Genomic DNA, 19,597 nt, shown 5'->3' with positions numbered 1-19,597 from the left:
GGTGAGGTAGACTGAAAGCAATAGATGTCAGGCAACTGGAAAAGATAGTTAACGATATAATGACGACAATCGAGAGCGGGCGGGAGGAGATTTACGGCATTGCCGACACCGCCCGGAATGAGCTGGCCCGATTGCAGGGGGAACTGGAACAGCTCAAGTCAGAGATACTGTCTACCATCGCCGAGGTGGAATCGTGCGAGCGGGAAGAGAGGATGGCTCGCGTCAGGTTGATGGAGGTCAGCCGGGACTTTCAGGCATACAGCGAGGAAGATATTAAACAGGCGTACGAGGAGGCTCACAGGCTGCAGGTGCAGCTTTCGGCCCTGCGTGAAAAAGAAAAGCAGCTGCGCCATCGCCGGGACGAGCTGGAGAGGCACCTGAAGCAGGTGGAAAGCATAGCCCGGAAGGCGGAAGGTCTGGTAGACCGCATCAACATGGTGCTGAAGATGCTGAAGGGCAATGTAGGCGTCATTACAGGCCACTTGGAAGAAGCCAACAAGAAACAACAGCTGGGGCTGTGGGTTATCCAGGCCCAGGAGGAGGAACGACGACGCATCTCGCGCGAGCTACACGACGGCCCGGCCCAGAACTTGGCCAACATCGTGATGCGGCTGGAGCTGATGGAACGGCTGTGGGACAAGGATCTGGAGCGGGTCAGAAGGGAACTAGCCGAGCTTAAAGAAGTGGTAAGGCAGAACCTGAGCGACATCAGACGGGTCATCTTCGATCTCAGACCCATGGCTTTGGATGACCTGGGTTTGGTCCCTGCGATAAAACGATACCTGGCTGACTATGCCCAAAAATATGACATGGAAATCGATTTCCTATTTTTTGGCGAAGAGCGGCGGCTGGATCTAGCCCGGGAAGTAGCCGTGTTCCGGCTAATCCAGGAGGCAATAACCAACGTCCGCAAGCATGCCGGGACCGACCGGGCTCAGGTGAAACTTGGTATTGCTCCGGAGAAGGTTACGGTGGTGATCAAGGACGAGGGGTGCGGATTTGACGTGGAGGCTGTAAGGGAAGGCAAAAAGGAAAGCTTCGGTCTTTTGGGGATGCAGGAGAGGGTAGGATTATTCGGGGGCAAGTTCCGGGTGAAGTCGGCACCAGGGCAGGGTACTCAGGTAATAATCGAGGTGCCTTTGGAACGGGAGGGAGAAGGGAATGGACAAGGTAAGAGTGCTTATCGCGGATGACCACGCCCTGGTTCGGGAAGGTTTAAGGAGGCTTCTGGAACTGGACGAACGCATTGAAGTGGTGGGAGAGGCCGGAGACGGGCAAGGAGCCATCAACCTGGCGCGGAAGTACCGGCCGGACGTAATTCTGATGGACGTGAATATGCCCGGCACCGACGGCGTCGCCGCCACCCAAGTCATAAAAAAGGAGATGCCCGAGACCGATATCATCGCTTTGACCGTTTACGAGGACGAACAGGTAGTGGAAATGGTCAAAGCCGGGGTTTCCGCCTACGTTTTGAAAGACGTGGGTCCAGACGAGCTTACCAGTACGATATTTAAGGTGAGGGAAGGAAACGTCATCATCCACCCGCGGGTGGCAGGCCAAGTGGCAAAAGAACTGGTACGTCAAAACCGTAAGAGAGATGAGATGAAGCTGACCAAACGCGAGCGGGACGTGCTGGAGTTGCTGGTTAAAGGTTACTCGAACAAGGAGGTGGCGGCCGCGCTCTTTATCAGTGAGAAAACGGTGAAGAATCACCTTACCAGCATCTTCCGGAAACTGGAGGTGAAGGACCGGACCCAGGCCGTTATTTACGCTCTCAAGAACAAGGTGGTAAAGACGGAGTAGCGATTTTTTGCCAGAGCAAGAACCCTTTTTCCCCGGCATATCTATATTACAAAGGGCCGAGGGAGGGGTTCTTTTTGGTTTTGATACTCAAGTGGGTGAGCCTAGTCATATGGGTGGTCATGGTGGCCTGCCTGGTATTTCGTCCGGGTGCTGAGAAGCACGGAAAGAGATGGGGGCTCGGCCGTCGCTGGCTTTTCAGCATTACTGGCCTGCTTAAGCGATCCTACCACCGTGCCCGCTACTTCAAGTTTGCCACCGGTTATCCTAGAGCATGACCATGCACCGTTCGCGCCTTGGGTTTTCCGCGGCTAAAATAGCCGCCATCCTCTGTTAGCGGGACTAAAGTCCTACATTAACTTCCTGCCTTTTTCGCCTCCGAATTGAGAACCTCGACCGATTTTCCCAGATTTAGCCCTCGCTTAGAATTAAAGCAGGACAAGACGTTTTAAGTATTTTTTCTGGAAAATCTAAGGTAAAGGGGGAAAACGGTATGTTGAGCTTAGTCAAGCGTCTGCTGGTGGAAGAAGAAGGCCAAGGTATGGCCGAGTACGGGCTGATTCTGGCGTTGGTGGCAATCGCGGTTATAACGGTGCTCGGTTTGATGGGTGGCGCCATAAAGGACAAATTCCAGGAAGTGATAGACGCATTGTGATATCGGGTCAGCGTCTGTCGGGGGGCGGGAGCTGATAATGCTCCCCTCCTCCATTAACCTTAGAATTAAGAATGCAGAATGAAGAATTAAGAATTGAGAATTGTTCCCCGTTGCAGGTCTTTACTCTCAGCCCTTAATTCTCAATTCTTAATTCTGAATTCTAAATTGAGGTTTTGGGGGCGAGGCCATGACTTGGATTATGGTAGGGTTGCTGGCCTTAGCAGTGTATTTAGATGTTAGAGAACGTCGTATACCCAACTGGCTTATACTGGCAGGAGTGGCGACAGCCCTGGGCTGGCATCTTTACCAGGGCGGGTTTTCGGGATTGGTCTTCAGCTTGAAAGGCCTGGGGCTTGGCCTTCTGTTGTTGGTGGTACCCTTTGCCATGGGAGGCATGGGAGCCGGTGATGTGAAGCTCTTGGGAATGGTCGGGGCTTTTAAGGGCGCTGTATTCGTATTCAACGCATTTCTGTGGATGGCTCTCATCGGAGGACTAATCGCATTGGCGGTCTTGATCCGGGAACAACGCCTGGGCGAATTCCTGGTGCGTATCGGGCGGGGGATGATCCTGGCCCTGACCGGGGGAAGGGCCAAGTTATTACTGACAAGCGCCAGCACCGAACCGTTTTCCGTGTCGTTCCCGTATGCCGCTGCTATCGCAATGGGGGCGGTAGCTGCGTTATTTAGGGGTTGGTGCTAGTGTCGGTAAAGAGGTTGCGACGGGCAGCACAGAAGAGTGAAGGCCAGGCTCTGGTAGAGTTCGCCCTAGTCCTGCCGATCCTCCTGGTTTTGGTTATGGGCATCATCGAGTTCGGCCGCATTTTTTTTTCCTACCTGGTAATCACTGAGCTGGCGCGGGAGGGAGCCCGGTACGGAGTGGTAGGACACACGGAGCAACAGATAGTGGAGCACCTTGAAGGTATGGCGAGTGTTCTTGACCCCGAGAAACTGGTGATAGACGTTACCCCCAACGACGGAGAGCGAGTCCGGGGACAGGGGCTCACGGTTAAGATCGACTACACGGTGGATTTGATAGGTCCGTTTATCGGGGCGTTGCTGCCTGACCCTTTGCCTGTTGTGGCTTCGTGTACCATGCGGCTGGAATGAAGGGGTGAACGGACAGTGCAGCTATGGCAGAAACTAATCGGCGGTGAGGGAGGTACAGCTGCGGTCCTGTTCGCTCTGAGCTTGACGGCTTTGCTGGGTTTTACCGCCCTGGTCACGGACAGCGGCCTTTTGTTTCTCAACCAGAGTAGAGTGGCCAATGCGGTAGACAGCGCCGTGCTGGCCGGAGCGCAGGAGTTGCCAGGTAATCCCGACGCTGCCTTAGCGGTCGCCCGAACATATGCTGAGGCCAACGGGGTGACCGATGCTGAGGCGGTTTTCAGCGTGTCGGAGGACGGGCGTCAGATCGTGGGTGAAGCCACTCGTCGGGTCGGGCTGTACTTCGCCCGGGTGCTGGGGTTCACCCAAGGCGAGGTAAAAGCCAGGGCCGCGGCCCGGGTGGGAGCTTTGACGGCGGCAACCGGGTGTGCCCCGCTCGGGGTTTTGGAAGACGAATTTGAGATCGGGGCCGAGTACACGCTGAAAGAAGGGGCCGGGGGCGGGCAGCACAAGGGGTGGTTCGGCTGCCTGCGGTTAGGCGGATCCGGGGCTTCGGTTTACCGGGACAACCTGAAATACGGTTACCAGGGTGAAATAAAGGTCGGGGACGTGATACCTGTAGAACCGGGCAACATGTCGGGCCCCACATCGCAAGGCATAAACTACCGGCTGAACCAGTGCCCACATTATCCGAAATGTTCAGGCGAACATTATGAAAGAACCTGCCCGCGGGTTTTGCTGGTTCCAATTGTTAGGATAGAAGAAACGAGTCCCGGCGGTTCGGTCAAAAGCGTAAAGGTAGTGGCCTTCGGAGCCTTCTTGGTGGATGAAGCTCCAGGCTGCGGGCACGAGAACGAGGTTACGGGTCACTTCGTGGAAACCGTGTTTCCGGGAACGGCTGGCGACGGTACCGCGGAGTACGGGGCCTACGGGGTACAGCTGGTGGAGTAGAGGGGGAAGGGCATGAAGGGTGCCAAAAAGTACTGGATACTGGCGATGTTATTCGGTCTGGCGGCAACAGTATTGGCCTACCGTTACATAGAAGGGGTAAAGGCCCGGTACGAGCCGAAAAACCTGGTACAAGTGGCGATTGCGGCCACTGACATCCCTAAGAATTCCATCATCACCCGCGAGATGGTCAAGCTGGAACTTGTTCCGGCTCAGTTTGCCCATCCCGCCGCCGTTCGGGACCTAGACAAGGTGGTGGGTCGGGTGGCCGCGAGCTACATCGTGGCTGGGGAAGAGATCCTGTCTGCGAAGATTATTTCCGATGCTGAAAAGTCGAACAAACTCGCTTACGCCGTTCCCAGGGGTAAGCGGGCGGTCTCAGTCCCGGTTAATGCAGTGAGTGGGGTTTCTGGTTTAGTCAGGCCCGGCGACCGGGTCGACGTTATAGCTACCGTCGAGCTTGCATCAGGGCAGGAGAATGTCGCGGTGACCAGCTTCATCCTTCAGGACGTGGAGGTGCTGGCGGTGGATCAGAACCTGGACGAGACTAAACCGGTCCCGGCGGGGAAAGAAGAGGCTGCCATGGCGAAGACTGTTACCCTGGCAGTGACCCCAGAAGAGGCCCGGCCTTTGGTGTTAGCCTCGGAACGGGGTAGCATACGGTTAGCCCTGCGCGCTCCCGCCGACCACGACCGGGTGAGCCTTGCGCCCTTACGGCTTGTCGATATTGTCGGGGGGCAGTGATATAAACAAGGGGTGAATATCTGTGAACAGGGTAAGGGTGGCTATTGCCGATGACGTGAAAGAAACTCGCCAGAACATCCGCATGTTGCTGGAACTTGACCCGGTCATAGAAGTAGTGGGCGAGGCCGGCAACGGGCAGGAAGCGGTGGAGCTGGCCCGGGTGGCCGGGCCGGACGTTATCCTTATGGACATCAACATGCCGGAAATGGACGGGATACGGGCCACCGAACTGATTTCCATGGAATTCCCCGAAATCTCGGTCATCATCATCTCGGTGCAAGGGGAACAGGAATACCTGAAGCGGGCCATGTTGGCTGGGGCCCAAGAGTACCTAATCAAGCCGTTTACCGCAGATGAGCTCGCCTCCACGGTGAAGCGAGTAGTGGAGTTAAACCGCAAGCGGCGAGAAAGGCAGAAGGCCCAGGCCGAGGCCAAAAGCCACCAACCCAAAATAGTCACGGTCTTCAGCACCAAAGGCGGGGTGGGTAAGACCTTGATCTGTACGAACTTGGCGGTGTCCTTGGCCCGGCAGACCGGGGAGAAGGTAGGGCTTGTGGACCTGGACCTGCAGTTCGGAGACGTGGCGGTGATGATGAACGTCTATCCGAAACGCACCATAGCCGAACTCATGCAGGAACAGTACGAAATCGATGCCGAGCTTTTGGAGAACTACCTGTACGAACGCCACGGTGTCAAGGTCCTAGCCGCTCCGAACAAACCGGAACTGGCGGAACTGGTGACTCCCGACGGCGTCGCCCGGGTATTGAAGGCGTTTGTGAAGAACCACGACTACGTTCTCGTGGATACGCCCCCGGTCTTTAACGACACCACCCTGGTGGCCCTGGATGCATCGGACCGGATTCTTCTGGTAGCTACCCTGGATCTGCCTACTGTCAAGAACATCAAACGCAGTGTCGATATTCTAAAGACCCTGGGGCTCCTGCCGAAGGTGAAGCTGGTGTTAAACCGCGCTTCCGGGGCGCAGAGCATCGAACCTGAAGACGTGGAAAGGGTCTTGGAGATAAAGATTGAGGCTTACCTGCCCAGTGAGGGGAAGCTGGCCCTGCAATCAGTGAACCGGGGACAACCGTTGGTGCTGATGGACGCTGCCGCCCCTCTCAGCCGGGGAGTTTATTCCATGTTGGGGTTGGTAACCGGGTCTTCTGCGGGGCAAGATGGACACACAAGAACGAGGCCAAGCAAAGGCCGCGGTTTCTGGAACCGGCAAGCGGTAGAAGTCTAGCAGGGGATAAGGTAAGGCTTTTTGTATCAGCAAGGGCTGGGAAGACGGCAAGCGTTAGAAGTTGGAGGTCAAGTAGGGGGAAGAGACTATGTCCCTGTTGAAGAGGCTGGAGGCTGAGAAATCGGAGACCCGCAAGTTGGACAACCGACAAGAAAAAACCAGGGACCCGCACCAGGACCTGGTTCAGCTTATCCACCGGGAAGTGATAAAAGAAATCGACAGCGAATTCTTGAAGTCTCGGAGCAATGGCGGCGAAACCGACGACGAGCAGATCCGACAGGAAGTGAAAAGGATAGCCGAGGCGGTCCTTGACCGCGAAGGCGGGGTACTTTTGAGAGTGGAACGGGAGAGGATAATGGCCCAGGTTCTGGATGAAATATTGGGCTTTGGGCCGATAACCCCGTTGCTCGAAGACGAAGATGTGTCTGAAATCATGGTCAACGGGCCCCACCAGGTCTACGTGGAACGAAAAGGCAAGCTGGAGCCGGTGAACATCGGTTTTCGCGACGACGAGCACGTGCTTCACGTCATCGAGAAGATAATTTCTCCTTTAGGCCGGAGAATAGACGAGAGCATGCCCATGGTGGACGCCCGCCTACCCGACGGATCGCGGGTGAACGCCATCATCCCGCCGTTGGCTTTAAACGGTCCGGTGCTTACCATCCGCAAGTTCGGGTCAGATCCCTTGACGATTGAAGACTTGATTCGCTTCGGGACTCTGACCCCGGCTATGGCCAAGTTTCTGGAGGCCTGCGTCAAGGGCAGGCTGAATATCGTGGTATCCGGGGGGACCGGAGCCGGTAAGACCAGCACCTTGAACGTGCTTTCTTCTTTTATTCCTGGGGACGAGAGAATTATCACCATCGAGGATGCGGCGGAGTTGCAGTTGAGTCAGGAGCACGTGGTTTCACTGGAGACCCGGCCGCCCAACATCGAGGGCAAGGGCGCCATCACCATCCGCGACCTGGTTCGCAATTCTCTCAGGATGCGGCCGGACCGGATCGTAGTGGGCGAGGTGAGGGGAGGAGAAGCCTTGGACATGCTACAGGCCATGAACACCGGTCATGATGGGTCTCTGACCACCGGGCACTCCAATTCGCCCCGGGATATGATTTCGCGGCTGGAAACCATGGTGTTGATGGCGGGAATGGAGCTTCCGGTGAAAGCGATTCGCGAACAGATAGCATCTGCCCTCGACCTCATCGTGCACCAGGCCCGGATGAAGGACGGAACCCGCAAGATAACCCATATTACCGAAGTAACCGGAATGGAAGGGGACGTAGTGGTATTGCAGGACATCTTTGTCTTCGAGCAGACCGGGGTGGATGCCAAGGGCCGGGTTTTGGGACGGCACCGGGCCACTGGTATACGTCCCAGGTTCCTGGACAAACTCGCCGCTGCCGGAATCAACCTTTCAGCGGAGATTTTTTCAGGGTGACTAGCGGAATGAAAATGACGGGATACGTATCCACAGATGAACACTGATATTGATCTTTTGTTGTCATCAAATCCTTCTGTTTAAGGTTACACTTCGAGAGTTATGGCCAGGTATCACATTTGTGACACAAGTTTATCTGGGTTAATCAGTATTAATCAGTGTCCATCTGTGGTTATGGGGGTGGGGAGATGGGGTTTGTACTGGTCATGGTTTTCTTTACGTCGATGTTCTTCACTCTGGCACTGGTGCGATCTCTTGACCGCAAATCAGAAGTAAAAGACCGGCTGGAGCGTTACGTCGCGAGACTTGCCGAAACCGAGAAAAAAGAAAAGTCAACCCCTGCTCTTAAAGCCGGGTTCGAACGAATGGCCTCGGTTTTTGCTTCGCGGTCCTACACCGAGAAAATCCAGGTCGAACTGCTGCAAGCCGGACTACCCTTGAAAGGAGAAGAATTCATTACCCTCTGGGTGTTCTTGGCGACCGCGATTCCGGCGATGACCTGGCTTGTTACCCGGAACTGGCCTTTGGCCATCCTGGTGCTACTGTTGGCAGTCTTTGGGCCCCGTTTCTATCTCCAGCACAAGAAGGGCGAGCGGCTGAAGACTTTTAACCAACAGCTCGGAGATGCCCTGGTTATTATGGCTAACGCGCTCAGGGCGGGGTTTGGTTTTCAACAGGCCATGGAAACGGTGAGACGCGAACTACCCCCGCCGATTTCCACCGAGTTTGAATGGACACTGCGCGAGATTCAGCTGGGCTCGACTACCGAGGAAAGCCTCCTTAACCTCTGCGAACGCGTGAAAAGCGATGATCTCGACATGGTGGTGACCGCGGTACTCATCCAGCGGCAGGTAGGAGGCAACCTGGCCCAGATACTGGACAACATTTCCCGAACTATCCGGGATCGAACCCGCATCAAGGGAGAGATACGGACCTTGACCGCCCAGGGGCGACTGTCCGGAATCATTATCGGCCTTCTCCCGATTGCCCTTCTGTTCATACTCCTCATCCTGAACCCGGGTTACATGACCCCGTTCCTGCAGAATCCTATCGGGGTATATTTGTTGGGGGCAGCGGCATTATCGGAAGTCATCGGGCTGTTTGTGATAAAGAAGATCGTGGATATCGACGTGTAGCCACGGATGAGCACAGATGGGGCACAGATTTGCACAGATGATAATTTTTAGACGCAGATTTACGCTGATTAAATAGACGCTGATTAACGCAGACAAAAGATGTAATAAAGAACAAAATGCTACAAAAATTGTCCTGATTTGACAGAAAAAGGCAAGGCAAGAGTATGCATATAGAAATATTATGATAGTAATTAAGATTATTACTAAGTACAGAATCTGCGTCCTTCTGCGTCTAATCAATATTTATGACCATCAGTGTCAATCTGTGTCAATCTGTGTCAATCTGTGTTCATCTGTGGCTCTATTAGCAAGAAGGAGGGGCGGGTATGGAGCTGGCTGTCTACGGTGCCGTGTTCCTTGCCGGGTTTTGCCTGACCTTGGGAGTGGGGTACACGTTGTTTTGGGAACGGATGGCCGTCTTGGAAAGACTTGAGCACTACACCGAGGAGCGCAAGAAGACCATTTACCAGGAGCTGAACCAACCGCTATCGCAGCGGGTATTCAAGCCCCTGATAGGAGCCGCATTGCGAGGCATGAAGCGGTTCGTTCCTAAGGAAAAGGCCCGGGCTTACGAGCACAGGCTGACTCTGGCTGGCAACCCGCACGGGCTTGAAGCCGAGACCTTCGTGGCTGCCAAGTACGGGGTGTTTGCCGCTGCGGTGCTGCTGGGGGTTTTGACCCGCTCGCCTTGGCTGCTTGTGTTACTGGGCATGGCCGGGCTTTTGCTGCCCGATATGTATCTGAACCTGTGCCGGCGGCAGCGCTCGGAGAGTATACTCAAAAGCCTCCCCGACGTGTTGGACCTTCTGAGTGTCAGCGTGGAGGCCGGCCTGGGATTCGACGCGGCCTTGCAGAAGGTGGTAGAAAAAAGCCAGGGCCCCCTGGCGGACGAGTTCGACACTGCCTTGAATGAGATCAGGATGGGAAAGCCCCGGCGCGAGGCGCTTCGGGACGTGGCAAGGCGCGTGGAAGTGGATGACGTCTCGACCTTCGTGGGAGCGGTAGTTCAGGCGGATACCCTGGGGGTCAGCATCAGCAACGTGTTGACGGTGCAGGCTGAACAGGTTCGCCAGAAGAGGAGACAGCGGGCGGAAGAAAAGGCGCAAAAAGCTCCGGTAAAGATACTCATACCCATGCTCTTTTTTATATTTCCCACTATTTTTATAGTGCTTTTAGGCCCGGCTTTGCTTCAAATCGGCAAGGTTTTCAAGTAGGAGGACGTTTGCTTGCTGGTTATAAACCTTACACGAAACCAGGTGCTGGCGGAGCGGGCGGTTTACGCCGGTACCTTTTGGTCCCGTTTCCGCGGGTGGATGGGCAATAAAACAGCGGAGTTCGGGGAAGCGCTTTTACTCGATCCCTGTCGAAGCGTGCACACTTTCTGGATGAGGTTCCCCATCGACGTCGTTTTTGTAAGCGCAGACGGGTTAGTCGTGCACGTCATTGAGAAAATGGAACCGTTTCGCTTTAGTCCTGTAGTTAGACGTGCCAAGCTGGTAATTGAGCTTCCGCCTGGTGTCGTGAGCCGTACCGGAACCCGGGCAGGCGACAGGCTGATGCTGCAGAATAGTGGTGGTATTTTTTTATAAAATAGGGACTTCTTTCGTGTTGCAAACAGAGAGACTATAGTCATGTTTTCGCGTTGCGCGTCGCGGAAACCCACCCCTGTCGATGGTTCTGATAAACAAGGTAAAAACGTTGACAGTTCGGGCATTTGGTGCAAGAATAAAAATAGGAAAAAGGGGGGAGGGGTTAGTATGCCATGCCGCAGGTATGTTATTTACGTGGCGTGGAACGACAAGAAATACAAGCTGGGAATGTCTGCCAATCCCCAGATCGACCTTTCCTTCTTGAACCATAATGAGGGATACGACCATATAGCCTACATCTCGTCTCCCCTACCCCTGGCTGTAAGTGACTATGTGCTGTCGACCATTTCGAAGCCCCAGGAACGGATAGGTAAAGACTATTCTTCCGGGCTCAAGCTGCCCCTTGTTAGTTCTCCGGCGAGAAGTGTGAAGCGCATTATAGACGCCAAATTCAAGCAGGTGAAGAAGGAGCTGGAACAGCTTAAAGAAGAATGCTTTTTGGAAAAACCTTTACATTTTTCCAGTAAGTCCATCAGTATAGACTATTTTTCCCTGCACAGGTACGAGGATGCTCTCGAAGACATTCTGGCGGGCCGTATTTATTACCGGCGCGAGATAGAGCGACGTTTAAAGGAGCGGGGAATTGAACTAGATAACTTGGATGTTTTGCTTCATCTTTCGACCCTGAGGGGGCAAGTCCAGCAGGTACCATCGATCAAGATAGCGGAGCCTGACAGGATGGTGTGCAACCGGTGTGGTCACCACGAACGTATCAAGAAAGCGTACTGCAACGTAGGCAAGAGAGAGTGCTATTTCTGTGAAGGCTGCCTTATGCTAGGTGAGTCTAAACCCTGTGAGGCACTGTACGCCGCTCCGGCCCGTCCCCGGATGCAGGAGAATTATGTGAAGAGCGTAAGGCTGAACCTGGACATCGCTTTCAGCCTGCCACAGTATGAGGCGTTTGAAGCACTGGCACGCTTTGTACGCAAGGATAGCTTGTCGGAGGCCATGGTCTGGGCGGCCAGCGGTGCGGCCCGTCCTGAAGTTGCCTACGGGGCGATCAGGGAGGTTTTGAAGCGGGGAGGCAGGGTGCTTTTTGGTATACCGCGTAAAGAGATCATGGAGGAGATGAACTATCGCCTTACCCAGGCTTTCCCCGGGGTTACAGTGGCCGGGGTACGGGGTAAGGTGACCAAGGCGGTGAAGGACCCGGACATCGTTCTGGCTTCTGCCTATCATGCTCTCAAGTACTACCGCAATTTCGACCTGGTCATCCTGGACGAAGCAGAGGCTTTCCCGTTTCGGGCTTGTGATATGCTGGTGAATGCCCTGAGGCGGGCTAGGAAGACAGACGGCAAGTACGTCTATATAACCTCTACGCCTGACCCGGCTATGTATGCCCGGGCCCAGCGCGGCGAGGTCAAGGTTATCATGATACCTCTGCGGGTGCACGGGATTCCGCTGCCGGTGCCCAAAATGATAGTCGAGAAAGATATCCAGGGGGAACGCAAGATTCCCGACAGCCTGTTTGGGTTGGTCCGGGAAACTATCGAAGAGGACCTGGCCCAGCTCCTGGTGGTGGTGCCGGACCAGGGTACTTCAGCGAGGATAGGCGCATTTTTGCGGGAGAAGTTCATGGAAATGGCGTATGGCGATGCTGACCGGCTTTTGATGTCGACCGGGTGCCAGGACGAGGAGCAGCAACGCAAGGTCAACAGCTGGGTGCGGGGAGAATTCCCAATCCTGGTTACGACCAACCTGACCCGGCGAGGAGACGTGGCCCCTAACACCAACGTTATCGTGGTTTACGCCGATAACCCGACCTTTGATGAGGGTGCCCTGCTCCAACTTGCCGGAAGAGTGGGGTGGTCTGATAGCTACCCGACCGGGAAGGTATGGTTCATAGCCTCGCGGATGACGCGCCCCATAGAGGGGGCTATAAGAAAGATTAACCTGTTAAACGAGGAGGCGGAAAAGAAGGGGCTGCTCGAAACCGGCGCCGTGAAGCGCAGTGATCTGAAGTCATGAGGTGGGGCCTATGTTTGAGTTCCTATTCGATCTGGTTTTTCCTCACAACACCTGTGCCCTCTGCCGCAAACCGGGCCTTTACTGGACTGGGAGGCCGTGGTGTGAGGAGTGTGACCGAAAACTAGAGGCGACGAGAGAGAACCGGCCTGTTTGCGATAGATGCGGAAAGTACCTGTGTGGCGGGGATAGTCAGTGCCAGGATTGTAGCGAACAAGCTCCGCCATTTTTTATTGCCCGGGCCGTGGGACCTTATGAGAAGTGTTATAAGGTGGCAGTGAAGCTTTTAAAGTTCATGTGCCGGGGTTATATTGCCGTCCGCATGGGGCGGATGATGGCGGAAGTGGTGAAGAACGAGCCGCGCTATTGGCCTCTGGACCTGGTTATCCCGGTCCCCATTTCGCAGCCGAACCTGATGAAACGCGGGTTCAATCAGTCCGAGGTACTAGCGCGGAACGTGGCCAAAGCCCTGGGGCTTAAGATGCTGCCGGACGTATTGGTGCGGGTCAGGGAGACCCCTTCCCAGCGGGAATTGACCAAGGAAGAGCGGCAGCAGAACTTGAAAGGAGCTTTTGATGTTCGGGATTGCGAAAAGATCAGGGGAAAGAATATACTTTTAGTAGACGACGTGTACACTACCGGTTCTACGGCTAAGGAGTGCGCGACGGTTCTTTTGGACGCCGGGGCCAATCGGGTTTCGGTTATAACTTGGGCCTCAGGCAAGGGATTCTGAGCGAACCGCAGCCACAGACCCGGCACTCAGCTTAAATCCTGATTAGCGACAGGCGTTTTCGGGATCAACTGTCGTGTTACAACTTCAGTCAGCTGAGTGCCGGGCAGATTGGCACTGATTGACACAGATATTTTAATTTAATTAGACGCTGATTAACGCAGAATAGAAATAAATAACAATAATAACAAATAATACAGAAAGAATAATATGCTGGCGTGCTAATATATTATCATGGTAATGTACAACAGCTAGAGTGTATTTAATAGTGATAACTTAATGATAACTTAATATATTAATGTCCAAAATCTGCATAATTGTGGGTCTAATGAATATCAGTGTCCATCAGTGAAAAATCTGTGTTAATCTGTGGCTTGTAAGCAGAGGTGAGAGAATGCAGGACCTGAGGAACTGCCCGGAATGTGACCGCCTATTCGTATACATGGGGCGGAACCTCTGCCCGCGGTGCGCGGAAAAGGCCGAAGAGGAGTTCAGGGTGGTGAAGGAGTACATTAGGAAGTATCCCGGAGCCACCGTCATCGAAGTGGCCGAAGCTACCGGGGTTGATGAGCTCAAGATTCTGGATTGGCTGAAAGAAGGCCGCCTCATATCCAAGGGCCTGGCCAAGGCTGCGGTGTTTTATTGCGAGAGTTGCGGGACCCGCATATCGGAAGGGCGGTTCTGCAGGCGGTGTCTGGATGAACTGAATAAGGCCGTTACCCAGACCGTAAAGGCTTTAAAAGGCGAGCCTGAGAAGCGCAGCGAACCTGGAGAGAGTCGGGGTAGGGACCGCATGTTCATAAAAGAAAAAGACGCGCGTCTGGGTTCGGATGATGACGACTGAAGGCTAAAGCCGGAGCAGGAAGAAGATAGGCGGAGGAAAACGGCAGAGAAGGCTTCTGAGAAGGTTCAAGTTTGGCTGGCGCATGACGAAACTCATAATAGCTATTACAAAGATCAATATCCGTAGACTATGTGTGAGAGCTGTTGGTGAACGCTTATTCGAGGCAACGAAAGGTTATTCACTCAACAAAACCGCAAAAGACGACGGGGTATCCAGGTACAGGAGAACCCGTGCTGCAGTGATAATCATGCTTTGACCAGGCTGAGTGCCAGGTCTGTGCCAATCTGTGTTAGTCTGTGGCCGGAAAGAGGGTGTTAAGTATGAACATAAGTACGAGTCAAGTGCAAAACGTCTTAAAAATATACGGTCGCCAGTTCAAAGCCAACCAGGTCCAGCCCAAGAACGAGGCAAACGCTCCGGTGCAGGCGGATCAGGTGACCATATCCAGTGACAGCCGGGTGAAACAGAAGGCGGTGGCGGCGGCGAAGGCTGCTCCCGAGGTCAGGGAGGAGAAGGTCAACGAGCTGCGCCAGGCCATAGCTACCGGCACCTACACGGTGTCTAATGAAGAGGTCGCGGAAAAGATAATCTACCGGTCGCTGGTGGATAAGCTGGTTTAGCCATTGAGGGCAACCAATATAGCGTGTTGATGAGGGGACTTGTAGAGGTCCCTTTTTGTTTGGGGCGAAAGCCGCTGAACCCATAATGAAGAATTAAGAATTAGGAATTGAGAATGGGAGGGGTCGGGGTGCAGGCCTTGGAAGAATTTCTCAGCGTGTTGGAAGAAGAAATCAAGGTGTTGGAAGGCTTAATCGAGATCGCGCGGGAGAAAAAGCAACTGGTAGTGCTGGGGAAGGTAAAGGAGCTACAGGAACTGTTGAACCGGGAGGCGCGGGCAGTGACTGCTCTGGAAAAGGCAGAGGCTGAGCGCCACCAAAGGCACGAAGCTTTAGCCCAGGAGTGGGGCAGCACCGCTCTTGACTTGCGTGGGGGCCAGCTTGTAGAGAAAGCGCGAGAGCTCGGCCTGGAGCAGGCCCGGGAACTGGAAGAGCGTATTGAGTCCCTTAACCAGGCTGTGACTACGCTAAAGTTTTTGAACCGGGAAAACGAAGATCTCATTAAGCAGTCTATCGCTTTTATCCAGGCGGTGGAGCGAGAACTGACTGGAGGCGGCGCTACCACTTACACGCGTAGCGGAGGCCTCGTGTCCGACCAGCCACCGACCAGCCTGGTGGACAGAAAGATCTAGCCGCAGAGCCATAGGGCCACAGATTCACGGGCCACAGATAAACACTGATTGTCACGGATGTACACAGATTATAACTGTATAAACTGTATAGAATGGTGTTGGGCAGTTTACGAGAGGCTTCATGATTGCGCGCTGTACCTCAGCAACGCCGAGAAAATTTAATCGAGAGACTGGCTGACTTTCATTAGGGGGTTGTCCTTTTCAAATAGAGTTATGTTTTAAACCAGTATTTTATCAGTGTTAATCAATCAGTGTTAATCTGTGCCAATCAGTGTTCATCTGTGGCTGTAAAAGGAGTTATAGCCATGCGTTCGATGTTTCTCGGACTAGAAATAGGAAGAAGAGCCATCATGACCCAGCAGACGGCACTGGACGTGACCGGGCATAACGTGGCCAACGCCAACACCGAGGGGTATTCCCGTCAGGTAGCGGTAATGGTTACCACTCCCGCTTACCACAGCCCAGCCCTGACCCAAAATCTGAGCGTGGGGCAGATAGGTACGGGGGTCAAAGTCTCGGAGATCCGGCGCCTGCGCGACGGGTTCGTAGACATGCAGGTAAGAGACGAGACGAATACCACCGGTTACTGGCAGGCTCTGCAAACTGCCCTGGACAAGATTGAAGCGGTGATAAACGAGCCCAGCGACGAGGGACTTCGCGGGGTGCTCGACAACTTCTGGCAGGCTTGGCAGGACCTTAGCGAGTCCCCTGAAAACGAATCAGTCAGGCAGGTCGTGGCCCAGCGGGGGATGGCGGTGGCCGACACCTTCCACCACATTTACAACCAGCTTCAGGAACTGAGAGAAGACTTGAATTCCCAGGTTAAGGCCAAGGTGGACGAGCTGAACTCCTACGCGACCCAGATAGCTGACTTGAATCTGCAGATACAGGCCATAACCATCGCCGGCAAGGAGCCTAACGACCTGAAAGACCGGCGGGACCTCCTTTTGGACCAGCTGGCCGAGATAGTGGACGCCAAGATTGTATATGAACTAGACGGGATGGTTACGGTGATGGTGGGCGGCACTCCTCTGGTCCAGGGCATAACGACGATGAAGGTAGGGCTTAACGCCGACACCAACGGAATTTACAAAGTTGTGTGGGACCCGGACCCGTCCGGACACCCGGGAACTTCGATTACCGGGGACCCGGCTGACGACCCGGGATACACCGAGCTGCATCTCAAATCGGGCGAGCTTCTGGGCCTGCTTGAAGCCCGGGGCCCGGCGGATCACTCAACTCTGGGCAGCGAGCGTAACCTGGTGCCCGACCTCATGAACCGGCTTAACCTCATGGCGAAAACCGTGGTCATGACCACCAACGCCCTGCACCGGGCCGGCTACAGCCTGAATAACACCACGCCCTACCCCGACGGGCTTGATTTCTTCAAACAGGCGAACGAGGACAGCATCACCGAATGGGCAAAATACATCCAGGTGGCCGATGAGATAGTATCAGACCCCAAAAACATCGCAGCTGCTCTGAACCGTACCAGCGACGACACCGGCAACCCGGTTAATTTCGGAGACGGCGCCAATGCCTTGAAGATTGCCCAGCTCAAGCACACCCTGAACCGGAATGAATACTGGACTGCCTCGGACGAGATAGATGTCACTTTCCCCGACAGTACTCAGTTTCAGGGGAATTTCACGGTGAGGTATGGCGGGGTCGATTACGAAATTACGATGAATGCTCCGGCCGAGCCCTACCAGGACTTCCAGGAGGTAGTGAATGCTATCTCTGGCCAACTGGAAGCGATGGGACTGAACGTCGGGGTGAGGGCCGAGGGCAAGAGGCTGGTTTTCTACTCGTCAAGCGACCAGTTCCAGGGGGTTACAGGCGGGACGTTCCCGGCTTCCGGGTTCAGTAATGTGGCTGCACGAACGATGATCCAGCAGGTGACGGTAGACGACTACTGGCGCTCCCAGGTCTCTTCCGTCGGGGTAATTTCCCAGGAGGCGACCCGGATGGTGGAAAACCAGGAGGTGCTTCTGGACCAGCTCGAGGCCAAGCGCCAGGCCACCAGCGGGGTTTCGCTCGACGAAGAGATGGTGAACATGATAAAGTTCCAGCACGCCTACAACGCCGCGGCCCGCTACATCACCGTCATCGACGAAGCGGTCGAAGTCATCGTCAACCGCATGGGCGTGGTTGGGAGATAGTATTGGAGCCACAGATGCACACAGATGTGCACTGATGGCCACTGATATATTTTGGATATTATTTTTTAATCATGAAATTCCTTTGACTTTGTCGGTACAGGCCTGGAACTCAGCGCGGTTTGGTACTTGCCGGACTCAATTAAATAAGAATCTGTGTAAATCAGCGATAATCAGTGTTTATCTGTGGCTTTAAGGAGGCATTGGTCATGAGGGTTACCAACTCGATGATGATAACCAACCTGAAAAGGGACCTATCCACCAACATGAGAACCCTGGAGAAATACCAGAATATGTTGGCTAGCGGCCAGAAGATAAGGAAGCCCTCCGACGATCCGGTGGCGGTCATCAACACCCTGCGCTACTCGAGTACCATAATGGAAGCCGAGGAATACCTGGGGAAGATAGACGAAGCCAAGAACTTCCTGAACACCACCGACAGCGCCCTGGGCAACATCACCGATATCCTGCAGCGGGCCAATGAACTCACCATCCAGGGACTGAACGGGACGAACTCCGAAGCTTCGCGCGAAGCGATAGCCAAAGAGGTGCGCCAGATGGCCGACCAGGTGGGGGTCATCGCCAACACCACCTACGGTTCGAAACATGTATTCGCGGGGACTAACGTCACCGAAGCCCCGTTTACCGGAAGCTCGTGGACAGGCAACGACAGGGTGATGGAGCTTGAGATCGGGGCCGGGGTTAAGATACCGGTTAACTCCGTAATGGGCAAGTTTTTCTACAACGAAGACGTTAACGAACCTGGTCTTTTCCAGCTTCTGAACGGCATAGCCGACCATCTTGACTCAGGAGATACTAGCGCTCTGGAGAAGGACCTGGGGCTGGTGCAGGAGCGGCTCGACCAGTGCAACTCCGAACGGGCCATCGTCGGGGCTAAGGTGAACCGGCTGGAGCTCCAGCAAAACCGGCTCGAAACCACCCGTACCAACTACACCGAGCTCTTGAGCAAGAATCAAGACGCGGACATGGCTGAGGTGATAATGGACCTAAAGATGCAGGAAAATGTCTACCGGGCATCGCTCGCCGCCGGCGCCCGCATCATTCTACCGAGCCTGGCCGACTTCTTGAGGTGAGCCACAGATAGACACGGATTTTCACAGATTTACACTGATGAACTATATTAATAAGAATAAATTATCTGTGGTAATCAGCGTTAATCTGTGTGTATCTGTGGTTAACACTGAGGAGGGTGGACAGGATGGAGCTGCGCATCGAGCAGTCGTTTGCGCGGATCGGCCTGAACATAAAAGACCCGTTTTTGAACCTGGACGTGAGTTCGCCCAGGCTGAACTTAAGGTCGGTTCCGCCACGGATGGAGATAACGAGCCGCCTGCCGGACATCAGCATCGACCAGACCCAGTGTTTTGCCGACATGGGCAAAAGGACCCCGATAGAGTTTATGAGCTACATGGCGAACCTGGCCTGGGCTTTGGGACAGCAGGGAACCGAGCGTATAGCAGCAGAAGGCGAGATGCTGGCCTCCATCGAAGACGGGTTGACCGTTTCCGACATCGCTTTCGAAAACTCGTTCGACGTAAAGGAGTACGACGTGGCTGCGGTGCCGTCACACCCGCCCGAAATCGGCTTCGCCGTATACCCGGTCAATATCAAGGTAGAGCCGGGAACAGTCGAAACCCACCTCGAACCGGGAGCGGTGCGCGGGAATCTCGACTGGGGCCAGGTGAGAGCCTACCTCCTACAGCCCCCGCAGCTCGACATTCAGTACGTGGGCAAAAACTACGATATAATTATATGACGCAGACGGACGCAGCTCCAATGACACCTAACGGAGTCGCCACTAAAGAAAGAAAAAGGTTCGTTGACTGACAACTATGGGATGATCCCGTTTCTTACGGTAATCTGTGTACGTCAGTGGTAATCTGTGTTAATCTGTGGTTCCTATCAGCGTTAA

At 54.3% G+C, this 19,597-nt stretch carries 21 protein-coding genes; all 21 read left to right on the top strand.

Annotated elements, in window-relative coordinates; translation table 11 throughout:
• Nucleotides 1-11 precede the first annotated feature (11 nt).
• Complete coding sequence (locus tag HPY90_RS08195) at nucleotides 12-1,193, top strand: sensor histidine kinase (RefSeq protein WP_353733647.1); 1,182 nt, start codon at nucleotides 12-14, stop codon at nucleotides 1,191-1,193.
• Nucleotides 1,162-1,803: a response regulator gene (locus HPY90_RS08190; RefSeq protein WP_287193439.1), complete on the top strand. Its 642-nt coding sequence runs from the start codon at nucleotides 1,162-1,164 to the stop codon at nucleotides 1,801-1,803. The genes HPY90_RS08195 and HPY90_RS08190 overlap by 32 nt, the downstream gene beginning before the upstream one ends.
• Before the next feature lie 74 nt (nucleotides 1,804-1,877).
• Entirely contained in the window at nucleotides 1,878-2,078 is a 201-nt protein-coding gene (locus HPY90_RS08185) for a hypothetical protein (protein WP_287193436.1), read from the top strand.
• Between the two features lie 215 nt (nucleotides 2,079-2,293).
• On the top strand, nucleotides 2,294-2,455 hold the full coding sequence (locus HPY90_RS08180) for a Flp family type IVb pilin (RefSeq protein ID WP_287193433.1): 162 nt from the start codon (nucleotides 2,294-2,296) through the stop codon (nucleotides 2,453-2,455).
• A gap of 187 nt (nucleotides 2,456-2,642) precedes the next feature.
• Complete coding sequence (locus HPY90_RS08175) at nucleotides 2,643-3,155, top strand: A24 family peptidase (protein WP_287193430.1); 513 nt, start codon at nucleotides 2,643-2,645, stop codon at nucleotides 3,153-3,155.
• Nucleotides 3,155-3,562: a TadE/TadG family type IV pilus assembly protein gene (locus HPY90_RS08170; protein ID WP_287193427.1), complete on the top strand. Its 408-nt coding sequence runs from the start codon at nucleotides 3,155-3,157 to the stop codon at nucleotides 3,560-3,562. The genes HPY90_RS08175 and HPY90_RS08170 overlap by 1 nt, the downstream gene beginning before the upstream one ends.
• Before the next feature lie 15 nt (nucleotides 3,563-3,577).
• A complete protein-coding gene (locus tag HPY90_RS08165; RefSeq protein ID WP_287193424.1) occupies nucleotides 3,578-4,510 on the top strand; it encodes a TadE/TadG family type IV pilus assembly protein in 933 nt (310 codons plus the stop codon).
• Between the two features lie 12 nt (nucleotides 4,511-4,522).
• Nucleotides 4,523-5,251 (top strand): Flp pilus assembly protein CpaB, encoded by a 729-nt coding sequence (cpaB, locus tag HPY90_RS08160; protein WP_287193422.1) that lies wholly within the window; start codon nucleotides 4,523-4,525, stop codon nucleotides 5,249-5,251.
• 22 nt (nucleotides 5,252-5,273) lie between these two features.
• Nucleotides 5,274-6,494 carry a CpaE/TadZ family protein gene (locus HPY90_RS08155; RefSeq protein ID WP_287193420.1) on the top strand — a complete coding sequence of 407 codons (1,221 nt, stop codon included), beginning with the start codon at nucleotides 5,274-5,276 and terminating at the stop codon, nucleotides 6,492-6,494.
• Nucleotides 6,495-6,582: 88 nt separating this feature from the next.
• On the top strand, nucleotides 6,583-7,932 hold the full coding sequence (locus HPY90_RS08150; protein WP_287193418.1) for a TadA family conjugal transfer-associated ATPase: 1,350 nt from the start codon (nucleotides 6,583-6,585) through the stop codon (nucleotides 7,930-7,932).
• Nucleotides 7,933-8,120: 188 nt separating this feature from the next.
• On the top strand, nucleotides 8,121-9,068 hold the full coding sequence (locus HPY90_RS08145) for a type II secretion system F family protein (RefSeq protein ID WP_287193416.1): 948 nt from the start codon (nucleotides 8,121-8,123) through the stop codon (nucleotides 9,066-9,068).
• Between the two features lie 326 nt (nucleotides 9,069-9,394).
• On the top strand, nucleotides 9,395-10,282 hold the full coding sequence (locus HPY90_RS08140; protein ID WP_287193414.1) for a type II secretion system F family protein: 888 nt from the start codon (nucleotides 9,395-9,397) through the stop codon (nucleotides 10,280-10,282).
• 12 nt (nucleotides 10,283-10,294) lie between these two features.
• A complete protein-coding gene (locus HPY90_RS08135; RefSeq protein WP_287193412.1) occupies nucleotides 10,295-10,657 on the top strand; it encodes a DUF192 domain-containing protein in 363 nt (120 codons plus the stop codon).
• A 168-nt stretch (nucleotides 10,658-10,825) separates the two neighbouring features.
• Nucleotides 10,826-12,685 carry an ATP-dependent helicase ComFA gene (locus HPY90_RS08130; protein ID WP_273699145.1) on the top strand — a complete coding sequence of 620 codons (1,860 nt, stop codon included), beginning with the start codon at nucleotides 10,826-10,828 and terminating at the stop codon, nucleotides 12,683-12,685.
• Nucleotides 12,686-12,695: 10 nt separating this feature from the next.
• Nucleotides 12,696-13,415, top strand: a complete 720-nt coding sequence (locus HPY90_RS08125) for a ComF family protein (protein ID WP_287193408.1) — start codon at nucleotides 12,696-12,698, stop codon at nucleotides 13,413-13,415.
• A 391-nt stretch (nucleotides 13,416-13,806) separates the two neighbouring features.
• Nucleotides 13,807-14,256 (top strand): TIGR03826 family flagellar region protein, encoded by a 450-nt coding sequence (locus HPY90_RS08120; protein WP_013176068.1) that lies wholly within the window; start codon nucleotides 13,807-13,809, stop codon nucleotides 14,254-14,256.
• A gap of 320 nt (nucleotides 14,257-14,576) precedes the next feature.
• On the top strand, nucleotides 14,577-14,876 hold the full coding sequence (gene flgM, locus HPY90_RS08115; protein ID WP_287193405.1) for a flagellar biosynthesis anti-sigma factor FlgM: 300 nt from the start codon (nucleotides 14,577-14,579) through the stop codon (nucleotides 14,874-14,876).
• Nucleotides 14,877-15,004: 128 nt separating this feature from the next.
• Nucleotides 15,005-15,505 (top strand): flagellar protein FlgN, encoded by a 501-nt coding sequence (locus HPY90_RS08110; protein WP_287193402.1) that lies wholly within the window; start codon nucleotides 15,005-15,007, stop codon nucleotides 15,503-15,505.
• Between the two features lie 305 nt (nucleotides 15,506-15,810).
• Nucleotides 15,811-17,667, top strand: a complete 1,857-nt coding sequence (gene flgK, locus HPY90_RS08105; protein WP_287193399.1) for a flagellar hook-associated protein FlgK — start codon at nucleotides 15,811-15,813, stop codon at nucleotides 17,665-17,667.
• A gap of 206 nt (nucleotides 17,668-17,873) precedes the next feature.
• Nucleotides 17,874-18,758: a flagellar hook-associated protein FlgL gene (gene flgL / locus HPY90_RS08100; RefSeq protein WP_287193396.1), complete on the top strand. Its 885-nt coding sequence runs from the start codon at nucleotides 17,874-17,876 to the stop codon at nucleotides 18,756-18,758.
• A 125-nt stretch (nucleotides 18,759-18,883) separates the two neighbouring features.
• Complete coding sequence (locus HPY90_RS08095) at nucleotides 18,884-19,441, top strand: DUF6470 family protein (protein ID WP_287193464.1); 558 nt, start codon at nucleotides 18,884-18,886, stop codon at nucleotides 19,439-19,441.
• Nucleotides 19,442-19,597: the final 156 nt, after the last annotated feature.

This window comes from Syntrophothermus sp. (assembly GCF_013314835.1).
Lineage (GTDB): Bacteria > Bacillota > Syntrophomonadia > Syntrophomonadales > Syntrophothermaceae > Syntrophothermus > Syntrophothermus lipocalidus.
The sequence above is the reverse complement of the archived record's forward strand: the minus strand, read 5'-3'. Positions and strand labels throughout refer to the sequence as shown.

What these genes read in the sequence shown, in the direction of transcription:
- HPY90_RS08190 (WP_287193439.1), top strand. Translation starts at nt 1,162, where the DNA reads ATGGACAAGGTAAGAGTGCTTATCGCGGATGACCACGCCCTGGTTCGG.
- HPY90_RS08180 (WP_287193433.1), top strand. Translation starts at nt 2,294, where the DNA reads ATGTTGAGCTTAGTCAAGCGTCTGCTGGTGGAAGAAGAAGGCCAAGGT.
- HPY90_RS08175 (WP_287193430.1), top strand. Translation starts at nt 2,643, where the DNA reads ATGACTTGGATTATGGTAGGGTTGCTGGCCTTAGCAGTGTATTTAGAT.
- cpaB (WP_287193422.1), top strand. Translation starts at nt 4,523, where the DNA reads ATGAAGGGTGCCAAAAAGTACTGGATACTGGCGATGTTATTCGGTCTG.
- HPY90_RS08150 (WP_287193418.1), top strand. Translation starts at nt 6,583, where the DNA reads ATGTCCCTGTTGAAGAGGCTGGAGGCTGAGAAATCGGAGACCCGCAAG.
- HPY90_RS08145 (WP_287193416.1), top strand. Translation starts at nt 8,121, where the DNA reads ATGGGGTTTGTACTGGTCATGGTTTTCTTTACGTCGATGTTCTTCACT.
- HPY90_RS08140 (WP_287193414.1), top strand. Translation starts at nt 9,395, where the DNA reads ATGGAGCTGGCTGTCTACGGTGCCGTGTTCCTTGCCGGGTTTTGCCTG.
- HPY90_RS08130 (WP_273699145.1), top strand. Translation starts at nt 10,826, where the DNA reads ATGCCATGCCGCAGGTATGTTATTTACGTGGCGTGGAACGACAAGAAA.
- HPY90_RS08125 (WP_287193408.1), top strand. Translation starts at nt 12,696, where the DNA reads ATGTTTGAGTTCCTATTCGATCTGGTTTTTCCTCACAACACCTGTGCC.
- HPY90_RS08120 (WP_013176068.1), top strand. Translation starts at nt 13,807, where the DNA reads ATGCAGGACCTGAGGAACTGCCCGGAATGTGACCGCCTATTCGTATAC.
- flgM (WP_287193405.1), top strand. Translation starts at nt 14,577, where the DNA reads ATGAACATAAGTACGAGTCAAGTGCAAAACGTCTTAAAAATATACGGT.
- flgK (WP_287193399.1), top strand. Translation starts at nt 15,811, where the DNA reads ATGCGTTCGATGTTTCTCGGACTAGAAATAGGAAGAAGAGCCATCATG.
- flgL (WP_287193396.1), top strand. Translation starts at nt 17,874, where the DNA reads ATGAGGGTTACCAACTCGATGATGATAACCAACCTGAAAAGGGACCTA.
- HPY90_RS08095 (WP_287193464.1), top strand. Translation starts at nt 18,884, where the DNA reads ATGGAGCTGCGCATCGAGCAGTCGTTTGCGCGGATCGGCCTGAACATA.